At 70.4% G+C, this 14,754-nt stretch carries 15 protein-coding genes; 3 read left to right on the top strand and 12 right to left on the bottom strand.

Going from position 1 to position 14,754, the window contains the following annotated elements:
* Window positions 1-22: 22 nt before the first annotated feature.
* The 3 genes from HMPREF0063_RS15455 to mshA are packed head-to-tail and all read right to left on the bottom strand — an operon-like array spanning window position 23 to window position 2,463.
* The gene (locus tag HMPREF0063_RS15455) at window positions 23-694 is read right to left on the bottom strand and encodes a DsbA family oxidoreductase (RefSeq protein ID WP_007076581.1); all 672 of its coding nucleotides are present in this window, start codon (window positions 692-694) and stop codon (window positions 23-25) included.
* Between the two features lie 49 nt (window positions 695-743).
* On the bottom strand, window positions 744-1,220 hold the full coding sequence (locus HMPREF0063_RS00075) for a type III secretion system chaperone family protein (protein ID WP_007076580.1): 477 nt from the start codon (window positions 1,218-1,220) through the stop codon (window positions 744-746).
* Window positions 1,207-2,463, bottom strand: a complete 1,257-nt coding sequence (gene mshA / locus HMPREF0063_RS00070; protein WP_007076579.1) for a D-inositol-3-phosphate glycosyltransferase — start codon at window positions 2,461-2,463, stop codon at window positions 1,207-1,209. Before mshA ends, HMPREF0063_RS00075 begins: the two co-directional genes overlap by 14 nt.
* Before the next feature lie 112 nt (window positions 2,464-2,575).
* Here mshA and HMPREF0063_RS00065 point away from each other — a divergent pair, with 112 nt between their 5' ends.
* The 3 genes from HMPREF0063_RS00065 to rarD are packed head-to-tail and all read left to right on the top strand — an operon-like array spanning window position 2,576 to window position 4,831.
* Complete coding sequence (locus tag HMPREF0063_RS00065) at window positions 2,576-3,076, top strand: septum formation family protein (RefSeq protein WP_050760861.1); 501 nt, start codon at window positions 2,576-2,578, stop codon at window positions 3,074-3,076.
* A 41-nt stretch (window positions 3,077-3,117) separates the two neighbouring features.
* Window positions 3,118-3,861, top strand: a complete 744-nt coding sequence (locus HMPREF0063_RS00060; RefSeq protein ID WP_007076578.1) for an SDR family NAD(P)-dependent oxidoreductase — start codon at window positions 3,118-3,120, stop codon at window positions 3,859-3,861.
* A gap of 46 nt (window positions 3,862-3,907) precedes the next feature.
* Window positions 3,908-4,831 carry an EamA family transporter RarD gene (gene rarD, locus HMPREF0063_RS00055; protein WP_007076577.1) on the top strand — a complete coding sequence of 308 codons (924 nt, stop codon included), beginning with the start codon at window positions 3,908-3,910 and terminating at the stop codon, window positions 4,829-4,831.
* Between the two features lie 88 nt (window positions 4,832-4,919).
* Here the strand turns inward: rarD and HMPREF0063_RS00050 are convergent, their stop codons facing one another.
* The 9 genes from HMPREF0063_RS00050 to HMPREF0063_RS00010 all read right to left on the bottom strand — a co-directional run bounded on the left by HMPREF0063_RS00050 (window position 4,920) and on the right by HMPREF0063_RS00010 (window position 14,605).
* Window positions 4,920-5,918, bottom strand: a complete 999-nt coding sequence (locus HMPREF0063_RS00050; RefSeq protein WP_007076576.1) for a polyprenyl synthetase family protein — start codon at window positions 5,916-5,918, stop codon at window positions 4,920-4,922.
* A gap of 35 nt (window positions 5,919-5,953) precedes the next feature.
* A complete protein-coding gene (gene nuoN / locus HMPREF0063_RS00045) occupies window positions 5,954-7,555 on the bottom strand; it encodes an NADH-quinone oxidoreductase subunit NuoN (protein WP_007076575.1) in 1,602 nt (533 codons plus the stop codon).
* A complete protein-coding gene (locus HMPREF0063_RS00040; RefSeq protein WP_007076574.1) occupies window positions 7,552-9,093 on the bottom strand; it encodes an NADH-quinone oxidoreductase subunit M in 1,542 nt (513 codons plus the stop codon). Before HMPREF0063_RS00040 ends, nuoN begins: the two co-directional genes overlap by 4 nt.
* The gene (gene nuoL / locus HMPREF0063_RS00035) at window positions 9,090-10,967 is read right to left on the bottom strand and encodes an NADH-quinone oxidoreductase subunit L (RefSeq protein WP_007076573.1); all 1,878 of its coding nucleotides are present in this window, start codon (window positions 10,965-10,967) and stop codon (window positions 9,090-9,092) included. The genes HMPREF0063_RS00040 and nuoL overlap by 4 nt, the downstream gene beginning before the upstream one ends.
* 7 nt (window positions 10,968-10,974) lie before the next feature.
* The gene (gene nuoK, locus HMPREF0063_RS00030; RefSeq protein WP_007076572.1) at window positions 10,975-11,268 is read right to left on the bottom strand and encodes an NADH-quinone oxidoreductase subunit NuoK; all 294 of its coding nucleotides are present in this window, start codon (window positions 11,266-11,268) and stop codon (window positions 10,975-10,977) included.
* The gene (locus HMPREF0063_RS00025; RefSeq protein WP_007076571.1) at window positions 11,265-12,032 is read right to left on the bottom strand and encodes an NADH-quinone oxidoreductase subunit J; all 768 of its coding nucleotides are present in this window, start codon (window positions 12,030-12,032) and stop codon (window positions 11,265-11,267) included. The genes nuoK and HMPREF0063_RS00025 overlap by 4 nt, the downstream gene beginning before the upstream one ends.
* 61 nt (window positions 12,033-12,093) lie before the next feature.
* Window positions 12,094-12,657, bottom strand: coding sequence for an NADH-quinone oxidoreductase subunit NuoI (nuoI, locus tag HMPREF0063_RS00020; protein ID WP_007076570.1), 564 nt, complete (start codon window positions 12,655-12,657; stop codon window positions 12,094-12,096).
* A complete protein-coding gene (nuoH, locus tag HMPREF0063_RS00015; RefSeq protein WP_007076569.1) occupies window positions 12,654-13,919 on the bottom strand; it encodes an NADH-quinone oxidoreductase subunit NuoH in 1,266 nt (421 codons plus the stop codon). Before nuoH ends, nuoI begins: the two co-directional genes overlap by 4 nt.
* Window positions 13,916-14,605: a molybdopterin-dependent oxidoreductase gene (locus HMPREF0063_RS00010; RefSeq protein ID WP_342610530.1), complete on the bottom strand. Its 690-nt coding sequence runs from the start codon at window positions 14,603-14,605 to the stop codon at window positions 13,916-13,918. Before HMPREF0063_RS00010 ends, nuoH begins: the two co-directional genes overlap by 4 nt.
* Between the last annotated feature and the right edge of the window lie 149 nt (window positions 14,606-14,754).

The following is a 14,754-nucleotide window of genomic DNA, read 5'->3' as shown; positions in this document are numbered from 1 at the left end:
CTAGCGAAGCCGCGCGGGCGGCTCACCCGGACTCGGACCAGTCGCCCCCGCGGTCGCGTTCGTGCCGCACCCGGTCGAGCGACTCGACGTAGTCGTGCTGGGAGTGCACCCCCGTGATCGACCACTCGTCCTCGACGACGATGGCCGGCAGCTGGTCGATGCCCAGCTCGAGCGACGTCTCGTGCTGCGACCTCACCGCGTCGCCGTACTCGGTGCTGGCCAGCAGCGCCTCGGCCGTCTCGAGGTCCAGCCCCACCAGCGCGGCCCGGGTGGCCAGCACGCCGTGGTCGCCGATGTCGGCACCCTCGAGCAGGTGCGCGCGCCACAGCTGCTGGGCCAGGTCGTGCTGCACGCCCGGACCCGCCTCGTCGGCCCACGTGAGGAGGCGCCACGCGTCGAAGGAGTTGGCCTCCACCGCCTCCTCGAAGTTCAGGTCGATGCCGGTGATCCGGGCGGCTCCCCGCACCCGGATGTTGAGCAGCTCGGCCTTGTCGGCACCACCGAGCCGCTCGGCGAGGGCCTCCATCAGCGGGCGGCCCGAGGACGGCGCGTCCGGCTCCAGCAGGTGCGCCCGCAGCGTCGTGCGGACGGGTTCGCCGGTGAGGATCGTGAACGTCGCGGCGGCACGGGTGAACCGCGTGGCCCCGATGTAGGACCACGGGTCGGTCACGTCCACGAACACCGTCGCCTTCACGTCACCCACGCTACCGGCCGGGGCCAGTGGGGCCGGGCGGGGTCGCCGGTCAGGGGCGCAGGTGCGTGAAGGCGGCGAGGTTCTGCGTGGACTCGCCCCGCGACTCGCGCCACTGCCACTCCTTGCGGATCGAGCTGGCGAACCCGAGCTCGAGGATCGTGTTGAACGACTCGTCGGAGTAGGTGAGGACGGCGCCGAGCAGCCGGTCGACCTCCTCGGCCGTCACCGCGTGCAACGGCAGCCGGCCGTCGAGGTAGATGTCGCCGGCGGAGTCGACGGCGAAGGACACCCCGAACAGCTTGAGGTTCTTCTCCAGCAGCCACCGGTAGACGGCCTCGTGGTTCTCGTCGGGGTTGCGAGCGACGAAGGCGTGCAGGCTCAGTGCATGGCGACCCACCTCGAGTCGACATGTCGTCTTGAGCTTGCGCTCCCCGGGCAGGTCGACGTCGAAGACGCCCCGGCGGTGCTCGGCGAACTCCAGCTCCCCGTCGACGAGGACCTGGTAGATGACGTCACGGGGGTCCATGCATCCTCCTTGCCGCGATGGCGGCCTCGTAGACCGCGAGCGTCCGCTCGGCGGTGGCGTCCCATCCGAATCCCTCGGCGTGGACGACGGCCTTGGCGCCCATCTCGTCGCGCAGCGCGTCGTCGGTGAGCAGGGGGCCCAGGGCGGCCGCGTAGTCGGCCGGGTCGTGGCCGTCGACGAGGATCCCGCTGACGCCGTCGGACACGGCGGTGCGCAGGCCGCCGACGCGGGCCGCCACGACGGGGGTGCCGCAGGCCTGCGCCTCGATCGCGACGAGACCGAACGACTCGTTGTACGACGGCACGCACACCACCGAGGCGGCGGCGTACCACCGGGCCAGCTCGGCCTGGGGCAGGGTGGGCACGAGCCGGACGACGTCGTCGAGGCCCAGCTCGGCGGTGAGGCGGGCCAGCTCCCCGGGCCGGTCCATGCCGGTGCCGGACTCGCCGCCGATCACGGGCACCACCAGACGGTCACGGAGAGTGGGGTCGTCGGCGAGCAGGCGAGCCGCCGCGTGGAGCACGACGTCGGGCGCCTTGAGCGGTTGGATGCGTCCGGCGAACAGCAGCACGGCGGCATCGGGCGGCAGGCCGAGAGCCGCGCGTGCCTCCTCGCGGCGGCCCGCCCGGAAGACCTGCAGGTCGACGCCGGGGGCCACCACCTCGACGAGCGAAGGGTCGGCCTCGTACAGCTCGACCAGCTGGTCGCGCTCGTCGGCGGTGTTGGCGATCAGGCGGTCGGCGAGGCGCACGATCTCCTCCTCGCCGGCGATCCGGCCCGACGGCTCCGCGACGTCGCCGTCGGCCAGCAGGGCGTTCTTGACCTTGGCCATCGTGTGCATCGTGTGCACCAGCGGCACCGACCAGCGCTCGCTCGCGACCGTGCCGACCTGGCCCGACAACCAGTAGTGCGAGTGGACCACGTCGAACCACTGGGGGCCCTGTTCGACCTCGGTGCGCAGGACGTCGCGCACGAAGGAGCACATCTGCGACGGCAGGTCGTTCTTCTGCAGGCCCTCGAACGGGCCGGCCGGCACGTGCCGGACGAGGATTCCCGGCTCGGTCTCGACCACGTCCGGCTGGTGACGCGAGGTGGCGCGGGTGAAGATCTCCACCGCCACGTCGCGACGCGCGAGCTGGCGGGCCAGCTCCAGCACGTACACGTTCATGCCGCCCGCGTCGCCGTGACCGGGCTGGGCCAGGGGCGACGTGTGCGCCGAGAGCATCGCCACTCGACGGATCATCGGCACCTCCTCACCCGGAACGTCTCCCCGCCAGTATGTCCCGCGCCACCCGAAACGCATCCGCGGGCCGAATGCCCCCCGGCTTGGCACCCCCGTGGATTACTGTCCCTCCATGAACTCACGAACCCTCTCGGGCCGGCGACACCTCGCCCCCCTTCTGACCCTTCTCGTGGTGGGCATCGGCCTCTCGGCCTGCTCGTCCGCCGAGGAGACCACCCGCGACGAGTCCGGCGCCATCGCCGAGGCCAACGAGAACGCCAGCGTCTTCGAGATGGAGATCGGCGACTGCTACGACGTGCCCTCGGAGACCGAGGCCGTCGAGACCCTCCCCGCGATCCCCTGCGGCGACCCGCACGACCTCGAGGTCTACCACGAGATCGTGCTGGACGACGGTGACTACCCGGGCGAGGCCGCCGTGACCGCGCAGGGCGACGAGGCCTGCATCGGGGAGTTCGCCACCTTCGTGGGCCTGGACTTCGAGTCCTCGCGCCTGGACTACCTCTCCTTCTACCCCACCGCCGAGTCGTGGGAGCAGGGCGACCGCGTGGTGTCGTGCCTCGTCGGGGACCAGACCACCAAGACGACCGGGTCCCTCGCCGGGATCGCGGAGTAACGACCCACCCACGGCACTGCGTGGGGTGGCAGCATTGACCCATGACCACCCCACGCACCGCCGTCGTCACCGGGGCCAGCAGCGGCATCGGTGACGCCACGGCCCGGCAGCTCGCCGCCGACGGCTTCCACGTCGTCTGCACGGCCCGCCGGATCGACCGCCTCACCGTGCTCGCCGACGAGATCGGCGGCACGGCGGTGGCCTGCGACGTCACCTCCGCGGCCGACGTCGCCGCCCTCGCGCGGGCGGTCGGACCCACGCTCGACCTGCTGGTCAACAACGCCGGCGGCGCCCTCGGGGTCGACCCGGTCGCGACGAGCGACGTCGAGAACTGGCGTCGCATGTACGAGATCAACGTGGTCGGCACCGTGCAGGTGACCCAGGCGCTGCTGCCCGCCCTCGAGGCGAGCGGCGCGGGCACCGTCATCAACATCGGCTCCACGGCGGGCCACTGGCCCTACGAGGGCGGGGGCGGCTACGTCGCGGCCAAGCACGCCGTGGCCGCCCTCACCGAGACGTTGCGTCTGGAGCTGAACGGTCGCCCCGTCCGGGTCACCGAGATCGCTCCGGGCATGGTCCGTACCGAGGAGTTCAGCCTCAACCGGCTGGGCGACGAGGGCCGTGCCGCGGCGGTCTACGCCGGGGTCGAGGAGCCGCTGCTGGCCGGCGACATCGCGGACGTGGTCGCCTGGGTCGCCGGCTGTCCCCAGCACGTCAACGTCGACCTGCTGGTGGTGCGTCCGCTCGCGCAGGCGAGCAACACCAAGGTGCACCGCACCTCCTGACCGGGGCGTCGCGGCGCGTGCGCCCCCGTGGGTGTTGACTGCCCCTGTGACGGACGATCGCGGCGAGGGCCGCAACGGCGGGGTGGCCTTCGGCACCGGCGCCTACCTGTGCTGGGGCTTCTTCCCCCTCTACTGGCCGCTGCTGGACCCGGCCACCCCCCTCGAGGCCCTCGCGCACCGCGTGGTGTGGTCACTGGTGTTCGTCGCGGGACTCCTGACGTTGACCCACCGGTGGGGACGCCTGCGACAGATCGCCCGTGACCGGCGGGCCGTGGCCCTGCTGGCCGTGGCGTCCGTCGTGATCGCCGTCAACTGGGGTGCGTTCATCTACGGCGTCACGACCGACCGCGTCATCGAGACGTCGCTCGGGTACTTCATCAACCCGCTCGTCACGGTGCTGCTCGGCGTGCTGGTGCTGGGCGAGAACCTCAGGCGGTGGCAGTGGACCGCCGTGGGTCTCGGCACGGTGGCCGTCGTGGTGCTGACCGTCGACTACGGCCACGTGCCGGTCATCGCCCTCACGGTCGCAGGTTCCTTCGCCGTCTACGGGTTCGTGAAGAAGAAGGTCGCGCTCGGCACCGTCGAGGGGCTCGGACTCGAGACCATGATCCTCGCGCCGATCGCCCTGTCGTACCTGGCGTGGCTGCAGGTGTCCGGTGGGCTGGCCTTCGGGCACGAGGGGACCGGGAACGCCCTGCTGCTCGCCGGCACCGGAGTGATCACCGCGATCCCGCTGCTGCTGTTCGGGGCGGCGGCCACCCGGCTGTCGCTGTCGACGATCGGCCTGCTGCAGTACCTGGGCCCCGTCCTGCAGTTCATCCTCGGTCTGGTGGTGTTCGGCGAGGCGATGACGCCGGCGCGCTGGGCCGGGTTCGTCCTGGTGTGGCTGGCGCTGGTCGTCTTCACGACGGACGCTTTGGCGAACCGCCGACGCGTCCTGCGCCAGTCGGCCGAGTCCCTCGCCCTCTGAACACATCCCCTTCGCGCTGGCAGTGACGTTTGCGCCCCGGATTCACCGATCCGAGGGCCGAAACGTCACTGCCAGCGCGGAGGTGAGGTCAGCCGAGGCGGGTGGCGACGGTGTCGCAGAGGGCTGCGAGGGCGGCGCGTGCGGGGACGTCGGGCAGCTTCTCCAGCAACCGGCGGGCCGCGTCGGCCTCGCTCTGCACGTAGGAGCGCGCCTCGTCCATCGCCGGATGGCGCCGCAGGGCCTCGAGGGCCTCGGCGTGCTCGGCGTCGTCGGTCAGCGGCCGGCCCAACAGGTCCAGCAGCCGCACCTCGGCCGGATCGGTGGAGCCCGCCGACATCTGCTGCACCAGCAGCACCGGCAGGGTCGGCACCCCCTCGCGGAGGTCGGTGCCGGGCGTCTTGCCCGACTCCCCCGTCTCGCTGGCGACGTCGATGATGTCGTCGCGCAGCTGGAACGCGGCACCGATCCGCTCACCGAACTCGGTCAACGCGTGCTCGACCTCGACCGGCGCGGCCGACATCATCGCGCCGAAACGCGCCGAGGTGGCGATCAACGAGCCGGTCTTGTCGGCCACCACGCCCAGGTAGTGCTGCAACGGGTCACCGTCGCCGGGGCCGATGGTCTCGCGGATCTGACCCCGCACCAGCCGCGAGAACGTGCGGGCCTGGATGCGCACCGCCTCGGGCCCGAGCGTCGAGACGATGTCGGAGGCCTGGGCGAACAGGTAGTCGCCCACCAGGATCGCGAGGGTGTTGTCCCACCGAGCATTGGCGCTCAGGGCACCACGCCGCTTGTCGGCCTCGTCCATGACGTCGTCGTGGTACAGGGTGGCGAGGTGGGTCAGCTCCACCACCACCGCCGACGGCACGACCCCCGGGGCGGCCGGGTCGCCGAACTCGGCACACAGCGCCACGACCAGCGGCCGGAACCGCTTGCCTCCGGCGTTCAGCAGGTGCGCGGCGGCCTCGGCGACGAAGGCCTCCGGGCTGTCGACGGCGGCGGCGAGCTGACGCTCGACCTCGTCGACCCCGGCCAGGATGCGCGCCTCGAGCACCGGATCATCGAACGAGACACCCAGACCGGACACGCGTACTCCTTCACTGCGTCAAGAACCCACCGGTGTCAGCGCACGAAGGCGCCGGCGTTCTGCACCAGCTCGAGCAGGGGGCCCGGCAGGATGCCGAGGGCAACGGTGCCCACGGCCGCGATCACGATGACCACGGTAGTCATGGTGCCGCCGACGGCGACGGTCGGCCCGTCGGAAGCAGCCTCGGTGAAGAACATCAGCACGATCACCCGCACGTAGAAGTACGCCGCGACGGCGCTCGTGAGGACGCCGACGACCACCAGGGGCCAGAACCCGCCGGAGAAGGCTGCCGTGAACACGCTGAGCTTGCCGACGAACCCGGCGGTCAGGGGGATCCCGGCGAACGACAGCATGAAGATCGCGAAAGACCCGGCCAGGAACGGCGACTCCTTGCCCAACCCGGCCCACCGCGAGAGGTGGGTGGCCTCGCCGCCGGCGTCGCGCACGAGCATCACCACGGCGAACGCGCCGATCGAGGCCAGACCGTAGGCCACGAGGTAGAACAGCACGCTGGACAGCGAGTCGAGCCGTTCACCGTCGCCGGAGACGAACCCGCCGCTGACGCCGACCAGGAGGAACCCGGCGTGGGCGACCGACGAGTACGCCAGCATGCGCTTGACGTCGGTCTGGGCGATCGCCACGAGCGAACCGAAGATCATCGTGATCGCGGCGACCACCCAGATCGACGGACGCCAGTCCCACGACGCCCCGCCGAAGGCGACGAACAGCACGCGCATGAGGGCGATGAACGCGGCCGCCTTGGTGCCGGCCGCCATGAACGCGGTGACCGGGGTCGGCGCGCCCTGGTAGACGTCGGGGGTCCACGCGTGGAACGGCACGGCGCCGATCTTGAACAGCAGCCCCACCGCCATCAGGGCGATCGCCGCGAGCAGCAGCGGCTCGGCGCTACCGCGCGACGTGACGGCCTGGTCGATGCCGGCCAGCGAGAAGGTGCCGGCGTAGCCGTACGCGAGCGCGGCGCCGTAGAGGAAGAACACCGAGCTGAACGCGCCGAGGAGGAAGTACTTGAGCGCGGCCTCCTGGCTGAGCAGGCGACGGCGTCGGGCCAGACCGCACAGCAGGTAGAGCGGGAGGCTGAGCACCTCGAGGGCGATGAACATCGTCAGCAGGTCGTTGCTGGTGGCGAAGATCATCATGCCGAACAGCGCGAACATCGCGAGGGGGTAGACCTCGGTGTGCTCGACCTTCAGGCGGTTGGCCTCGGCCTCGCCGGCCGACCCGGGGGCGTCCGCGGCCCGGCCGGTGAAGGCGCTGACGCCGGCCTCCAGCCGCCGGTCGGCGAACAGTCCGATGCTCAGCAGCGCGAACAGCGTCAGCATGATCCAGGTGATCACGCCCGGGCCGTCGACCGCGATGGCGTCGTCGCCCGTGGGACCACCCAGACCGGCGACGGGGCCGGCCAGCTCCTCGAGGTCGGTGTAGACCCAGATCGCTGCGACGCCGGCCGCCACGGTCCCGGCCGCCGCGAGGACGGTCTGCACCACGAACCGGGGTGCCCGGGGGCAGAACGCCTCGACCAGCACGCCGACGAGGGCGACGCCCGCGACGATGAGGATCGGCGAGATGGCCGTCCAGTCGATGTCCGGGATCGGGATCTGGGGGAGGTCGTCGTTCATTCGTTGCCTCCCTCGTCCGACCCGAGCGGGATGCCCGTCTCGGGTGGTGGGTCGCCCACCCCGACCGTGGTGACGACGTCACGTGCCGCCGGGTTGATGACGTCGAGCACCGGCTGCGGGAAGAATCCCAGGCCGATGATCAGCACGAGCGTCGGGGTCAGCGCCGCGACCTCCCGGGTGGTGAGGTCGGTGACGCCCTCGGCGCCCGCGGCCAACGGGCCGGTCATGGTGCGCTGGTACATGATCAGGATGTAGAGCGCCGCGAGCACCATGCCGAGCGTCGCGACGACCGCGAGCGGGATCGACCGGGTGAACGTACCGACGAGCACCATGAACTCCGACACGAACGGCGCGAGCCCTGGCAGCGACAGGCTCGACAGGCCGGCGATCAGCAGCACACCGGACATCACGGGGGCGATCTTCTGCACCCCACCGAAGTCGGCGATGCTCGCCGACCCGCGACGCGCGACCATGATGCCCGTGACGAGGAACAGCGCGGCCGTCGACAACCCGTGGTTGAACATGTAGAGCACGGACCCGGCGGTCGACGTCGTCGTGAACACGAAGATGCCCAGGATGATGAAGCCGAAGTGCGACACCGATGTGTAGGCCACGAGCCGGCGGATGTCGTCCTGACCCACGGCCAGCAGCGCCCCGTAGACGATGCTGATGACGGCCAGCACGAGCACGACCGGCGAGGCCCACTCCGAGGCGCCGGGGAAGATCTCCAGGCACCAGCGGATCATGCCGAACGTGCCGACCTTGTCGATGACACTGACCATCAGCACCGAGGTGCCGGGGGTCGCCGAGGCCGCCGCGTCGGGCAGCCACGTGTGGAAGGGCCACAGCGGCGCCTTGATCGCGAACGCGATGAAGAAGCCGACGAACAGCAGCCGCTCGGTGGTGCCGTCGATCTCCAGGTTCTGCAGGTCGCTGAGCAGGAAGCTGGCCTCACCGGCGCGCGAGGACACGACGTACAGGCCGACGATCGCGGCGAGCATCAGCAGGCCGCCGACCAGGTTGTAGATGAGGAACTTGACCGCCGCATAGCTGCGCTGGGGCCCGCCGTAGCTGCCGATCAGGAAGTAGATCGGCACGAGGGTGGCCTCGAACAGGACGTAGAACAAGAACACGTCGGTGGCCATGAACACGCCGAGCGCCAGACCCTCGAGCACCAGCATCCAGGCGAAGTACGAGTTGGCACTGCGACGGGTGGGCAGCTTGTCGCCGAACGATGCCAGCACGACGATCGGCACCAGCACCGTCGTGAGCAGCACGAGCGTCAGGCCGATGCCGTTGAGCCCGACGGAGTAGAAGGCACCCAACGGGCCGATCCACTCGTGCTGCTCGGTCAGCTGGTAGCCGCCGGCGTCGGTGTCGTAGCGCGCGAGCACGGCGAGGGACAGGCCCAGCGTGACGAGCGTGACGGCGAACGCCGTGTACTTGGCGTTGCGCTGGGCGGCCTCGGTGCCGCGCGGCATGGCCGTGACCAGCAGGGCACCCAGGATCGGGGTGGCGATGAGCAGCGACAGCATCATGCGACCGCCACCGCGAGGAAGGCCGCGCTGAGCAGCAGCGCGCCCAGCAGGATCGCCAGGGCGTAGCTGCGGACGAAGCCGTTCTGGGGCGCCCGCAGGGCCTGCGACACCTCACCGAGACGATCGGCGAGCCCGGTGACGAACCCGTCGACGCCCTTGCCGTCGAACCAGACGAGGACGCGGGTCAGGTGCCGCACGGGACGCACGGCCAGGCGATCGTTGATGGTGTCTCCGTACAGGTCGGCGCGCCCGGCGCGGGTGAACAGGGTGACGTCGGCGTCAGCGGGGGTCTCACCGGCGATCTCACGCTTGCCGTAGGTGAGCCAGGCCAGCAGCACACCGACCGCGACGACCGCCGTGATCACGATGGTGATGACGATCGGGGCGACCGGCAGCTCGTGGTGCAGGGTCGGTCCCACGACCGGCTCGAGCCACTCGGGGATCCACTCCCCGAGGATCAGCACGCCGCCGAGGACCGAGGCGGCGGCGAGCACCACGAGCGGCAGCGTCATGACCCCGGGCGACTCGTGCGGGTGCACGTCGTCCTTCCAGCGGGACTCCCCGAAGAAGGTCATGAGCATCAGGCGCGTCATGTAGAACGCCGTCACGCCGGCACCGATGAGGGCGGCGAGGCCGTAGAACCAGTGCTCGCCGAACGCCGACTCGATGATGAGGTCCTTGGAGAAGAACCCCGAGAAGCCGGGGAACCCGATGATCGCCAGGTACCCGAGCCCGAACGTCGCGAAGGTGACCGGCATGGCCTTGCGCAGCCCGCCGTAGTGCCGCATGTTCACGTCGTCGTCCATGCCGTGCATGACCGAGCCGGCACCGAGGAACATGTTGGCCTTGAAGAAGCCGTGGGTGATGAGGTGGAAGATCGCGAAGGCGTACCCGTAGGGCCCGAGGCCGGCCGCGAGCATCATGTAGCCGATCTGGCTCATCGTCGACCCGGCGAGCGCCTTCTTGATGTCGTCCTTGGCGCAGCCGATGTAGGCGCCGACCAGGAGGGTGACCAGACCCACGATGATCACGGCGGTGCGGGCGGCGTCGGAGGCGTCGTAGATGCCGTTGCTGCGCACCACGAGGTACACGCCCGCGGTGACCATGGTGGCCGCGTGGATGAGGGCCGACACGGGGGTCGGGCCCTCCATGGCGTCCAGCAGCCAGGCCTGCAGCGGCACCTGGGCGGACTTGCCGCACGCTCCCAGCAGCAGCAGCAGGCCCAGTGCCGTGGCGATCGTCGGCGAGGCACCGTCGATCGCGCCGTTGACCAGGGCGATCGAGGTGGTGCCGAACTGCGCGAACATCAGCATGATCGCGAGCGCCAGACCGAGGTCGCCGACCCGGTTGAGCACGAAGGCCTTCTTGGCCGCGGCGGCCGCCGACGGCTTGTGCTGCCAGAAGCCGATCAGCAGGTAGGACGCCAGACCGACGCCCTCCCAGCCGAGGAACAGCACGAGGTAGTCGCCGGCGAGCACCAGCGTGAGCATCGCGGCGATGAACAGGTTGAGGAAGGCGAAGAACCGGCGGCGGCGTTCGTCGTGCGCCATGTAGCCGATCGAGTAGACGTGGATCAGCGTGCCGACGCCGGTGATGAGCAGCACGAACAGCGCCGACAGCGGGTCGTACACCAGCGACATCTCGACCGTGAACGTCCCGGACGAGAACCAGGTGAACAGCGAGTCGGTGATGCTGCGGTCATCGCCGTCGCGGCCGAGCAGGCCGACGAACAGCACGACGCCCCACCCGAAGGAGGCCGCGGAGGCGACGGTGCCGATGAGGTGGCCGAACCGGTCGCTCTCCTTGCCCCAGGTCAGGAGCAGGGCGGCGCCGGCCAGCGGGATGGCCACGAGGAGCCACACGTAGTCGAACACGGCTCTCCTAGAGCTTCAGCAGGTGGGCCTCGTCGACCGAAGCGGTCCGACGGGCGCGATAGATGGACACGATGATCGCGAGACCGACGACGACCTCGGCCGCCGCGACGACCATGACGAAGAACGCCGCGAGCTGGCCGTCGAGGTTGCCGTGCTGGCGCGAGAAGCTCACGAACGCCAGGTTGGTCGCGTTGAGCATCAGCTCGATGCACATGAACACGACGATCGCGTTGCGGCGCACCAGCACGCCGACCGCACCGATCGTGAACAGGATCAGGGACAGCGACAGGTACTCGTTCACTTGTCGTCCTCGCCGTCGGTCTCGGGCCCGAGTCGGCGGGTGGTCTCCTCGACGTCGCTCGCGTCGACGGGCAGCACCTGACCGCGCGCGGTGAGGCTCGGCGAGACCGAGTCCGGGACCGGGGACCCGTCGGGCAGCAGCGCCGGGGAGTCGACCGCGTTGTGGCGGGCGAACACGCCCGGGGTGGGGGCGTTGCCCGGGTGCCGGCCGGTCTCGGCGTAGTCGCGCATGCGCCGGGCGGCGAGGTCGGCCTGGGTGAGGCGGGGGGTCAGTCGCTCCCGGTGCGCCAGGACCATGGCCCCGAGCACCGCGGTGACCAGCAGGGCCGCCGTGAACTGGAAGGCCAGCACGAACGGGCCGAACATCAGCGCCGCGAGCCCGTAGACGTTGCCGTTGGCGTTGGCCTCGTCGAGCCCGGTGACCGGACCGACCGACACCTGCCCGACGCCGATGACCAGCAGCACCCCGAACAGCAGGCCGACGACGATCGCCCCGGCGCGCTGACCCTTGATGGTCTCGGTGAGCGACAGGTCGGACTCGACACCGACGAGCATCACCACGAAGAGGAACAGCATCATGATCGCGCCGGTGTACACGATAATCTGCACCGCGAACAGGAACGGGGCGCCCTGCACGGCGTAGAGGACCGCGAGGCTGATCATCACGACGGCGAGCCACAGGGCCGCGTGGACGGCCTTGCGGGAGAACACCAGGCCGAGAGCGGCCAGCACCATGATCGGCGCGAGGATCCAGAAGGTCGTCATGCGTCACCGTCCACGTGGTCTCGAGGCTCGCAGGCTCGCACCTCGACCACCGACCGCGTCGTCATGCGTCACCGTCCACCGGCGTGATCGGCAAGAGCTTGCCGCGGTAGTAGTCCTGGTGGTCGTCGCTGATCATCTGCTCGTGCGGGGGCTGCACCATGCCGGGCAGCAGCGGCGCCAGCAGGTCGGACTTGGTGTAGATGAGGTCGGCCCGGTTGTCGTCGGCCAGCTCGTACTCATTGGTCATCGTGAGGGCGCGGGTGGGGCAGGCCTCGATGCACAGCCCGCACAGGATGCAGCGCAGGTAGTTGATCTGGTAGACCCGGCCGTACCGCTCACCGGGGCTGTACCGACCGTCACCGCCGTCGGAGTCGTCGTTGGACGCCCCCTCGACGTAGATGGCGTCGGCCGGGCAGGCCCACGCGCACAGCTCGCAGCCGATGCACTTCTCCAGCCCGTCGGGCCAGCGGTTCAGCTGGTGCCGGCCGTGGAACCGCGGGGCGGTCGGCAGCTTCTCGAACGGGTACTGCTCGGTGACGACCTTCTTGAACATCGTGCGGAACGTGACGCCGAAACCGGCGACCGGGTCCCACATCGACTCCTTGGACTCACTGGCGGAGCTCATCGTTCGGCTCCTCCTCTCGGTTCAGGGGAGGTGGAGGGGGTGGCGGCGTCCCGTTGCGCCGGCATGGGCGGCACGGGGTAGCCGCCGGCGAACGCGTCGGGCTCGCCGGTGTCGACCGGCTCGGGCTCGGGCCGCTTGCGCTCGGGCAGGAACAGGGTCGCGATGATGACGAGCGAGGCGATGCCGGCGATCCAGAACAGCGTCTGCTGGTCGAGCATGTCCTCGTTCTGCAGCTTGCGGATGAACACGACCGCGACGATCCAGACCAGGGAGATCGGGATCAGCCAGCGCCAGCCCAGCGCCATGAACTGGTCGTACCGCATCCGCGGGAGCGTGCCCCGCAGCCAGATGAAGAAGAAGATGAAGCCCAGCGTCTTGCCGAGGAACCACAGCACCGGCCAGAAGCCCTCATTCGCGCCCTCCCACACCTGGGCGATGCCGAACGGCGCCCGCCACCCGCCGAGGAACAGCGTGGTCGCCAGGGCGGAGACGGTGACCATGTTGATGTACTCCGCGAGGAAGAACAGGGCGAACTTCAGCGACGAGTACTCGGTGTGGAACCCGCCGACCAGCTCGCCCTCCGCCTCGGGCAGGTCGAACGGTGCGCGGTTGGTCTCGCCCACCATCGAGATCACGTAGATGACGAACGAGGGGAACAAGGGGATGAAGTACCAGAGGTCGGTCTGGGCGGCCACGATCTCCGACGTCGACATGGTGCCGGCGTACAGGAACACCGTCACGAAGCTGAGGCCCATCGCCACCTCGTAGGAGATGACCTGGGCGCTCGACCGCAGTCCGCCCAGCAGCGCGTAGGTGGAGCCGGACGACCAGCCCGCCAGCACGATGCCGTACACGCCGATCGAGGTGACGGCCAGGATGTACAGCACCGCCACCGGCAGGTCGGTGAGCTGCAACGGGGTGACCGTGTCGGTGAACGGGATGGTGACCTCGGGCCCGAACGGGATGACGGCCCACGCCAGGAAGGCGGGCACGACCGCGAGGATCGGCGCCAGGATGTAGACCGTCTTGTGCGCCGCCGTGACGACCAGGTCCTCCTTGAGCGCCAGCTTGACGCCGTCGGCGAGACTCTGCAGCAGCCCGAACGGACCGTGCACGTTGGGGCCGACGCGGTGCTGCATGCGGGCGACGACCCGCCGCTCGAACCAGATGTTGAACAACGTGTAGAGCACCAGCACGACGAAGATCAGGACCGCCTTGAGGGCGACCACCCAGAACGGCTCGTTGCCGAACAGCTCGCTCATGCGGGGGCCTCCAGGTCGGTCGCAGCGGGGCCCACGGTGATGGTGCTGCCGTGGCCGGCACCGATCTCGCGCAGGTTGGTGCCGTTGTTGCCCGGCGCCCACACGACACCGTCCGGCAGGTCGGCGACGGCGGTCGGGAAGCTCGCCGTGCCGGCCGGTGTGCCGATCGTGGCGTGCTGACCCGGCTCGACGTCGGCAGCGGCCCAGGTCGTCGCGTTGGCGAGCAGGACCGCCGGACGGGCCGTGGCGCGGTAGTCGGGCTGGCCGTCCTGGCCCCGCCCGTCGTCGATCAGCTGGCGCCAGGTGGCCAGCGTGAAGCCGCTGGACCGGCCGGGCTCCGGGGCCTCGGGCAGCTCGGTGCGACGGCCGTCCCACGGTCCCAGTGCGGCGAGGTCGGCCCGGGCACCGGCGATGGTCCGGAAGCCGATCGGGCGACCCAGCTCCTCGGCGATGCCGGCCAGGATGCGGGTGTCGGTCAGCGAGTTCGGCTCGTGCAGGACGGCCTCGAACGAGCGGTGACGACCCTCCCAGCTGACGAACGTGCCGGGCTTCTCGACCACCGGCGCCACCGGGAGCACGACGTCGGCCAGCGCGGTGACCTCGCTGTGCCTGACCTCCAGGCTCACCACGAAGTCGGCGGCCTTCAGCGCGTGCCGCGCGAGGGCCGGCTCCGGCAGGTCCGCCACCTCGACCCCTCCGACGACGAGCGCCGTGAGGTCGCGGCCGAACACGGCCTCGAAGATCTGCGAGGTGCTGCGACCGGTCGTGGAGGGCAGCCGGTCCACGCCCCACGCGGCCGTCAGGTCGGCGCGCGCCTCGGCCTCGGCGACCGGGC

It is taken from the genome of Aeromicrobium marinum DSM 15272 (assembly GCF_000160775.2).
Taxonomy (GTDB): domain Bacteria; phylum Actinomycetota; class Actinomycetes; order Propionibacteriales; family Nocardioidaceae; genus Aeromicrobium; species Aeromicrobium marinum.
This window is presented reverse-complemented; position numbering and strand designations above follow the sequence as displayed.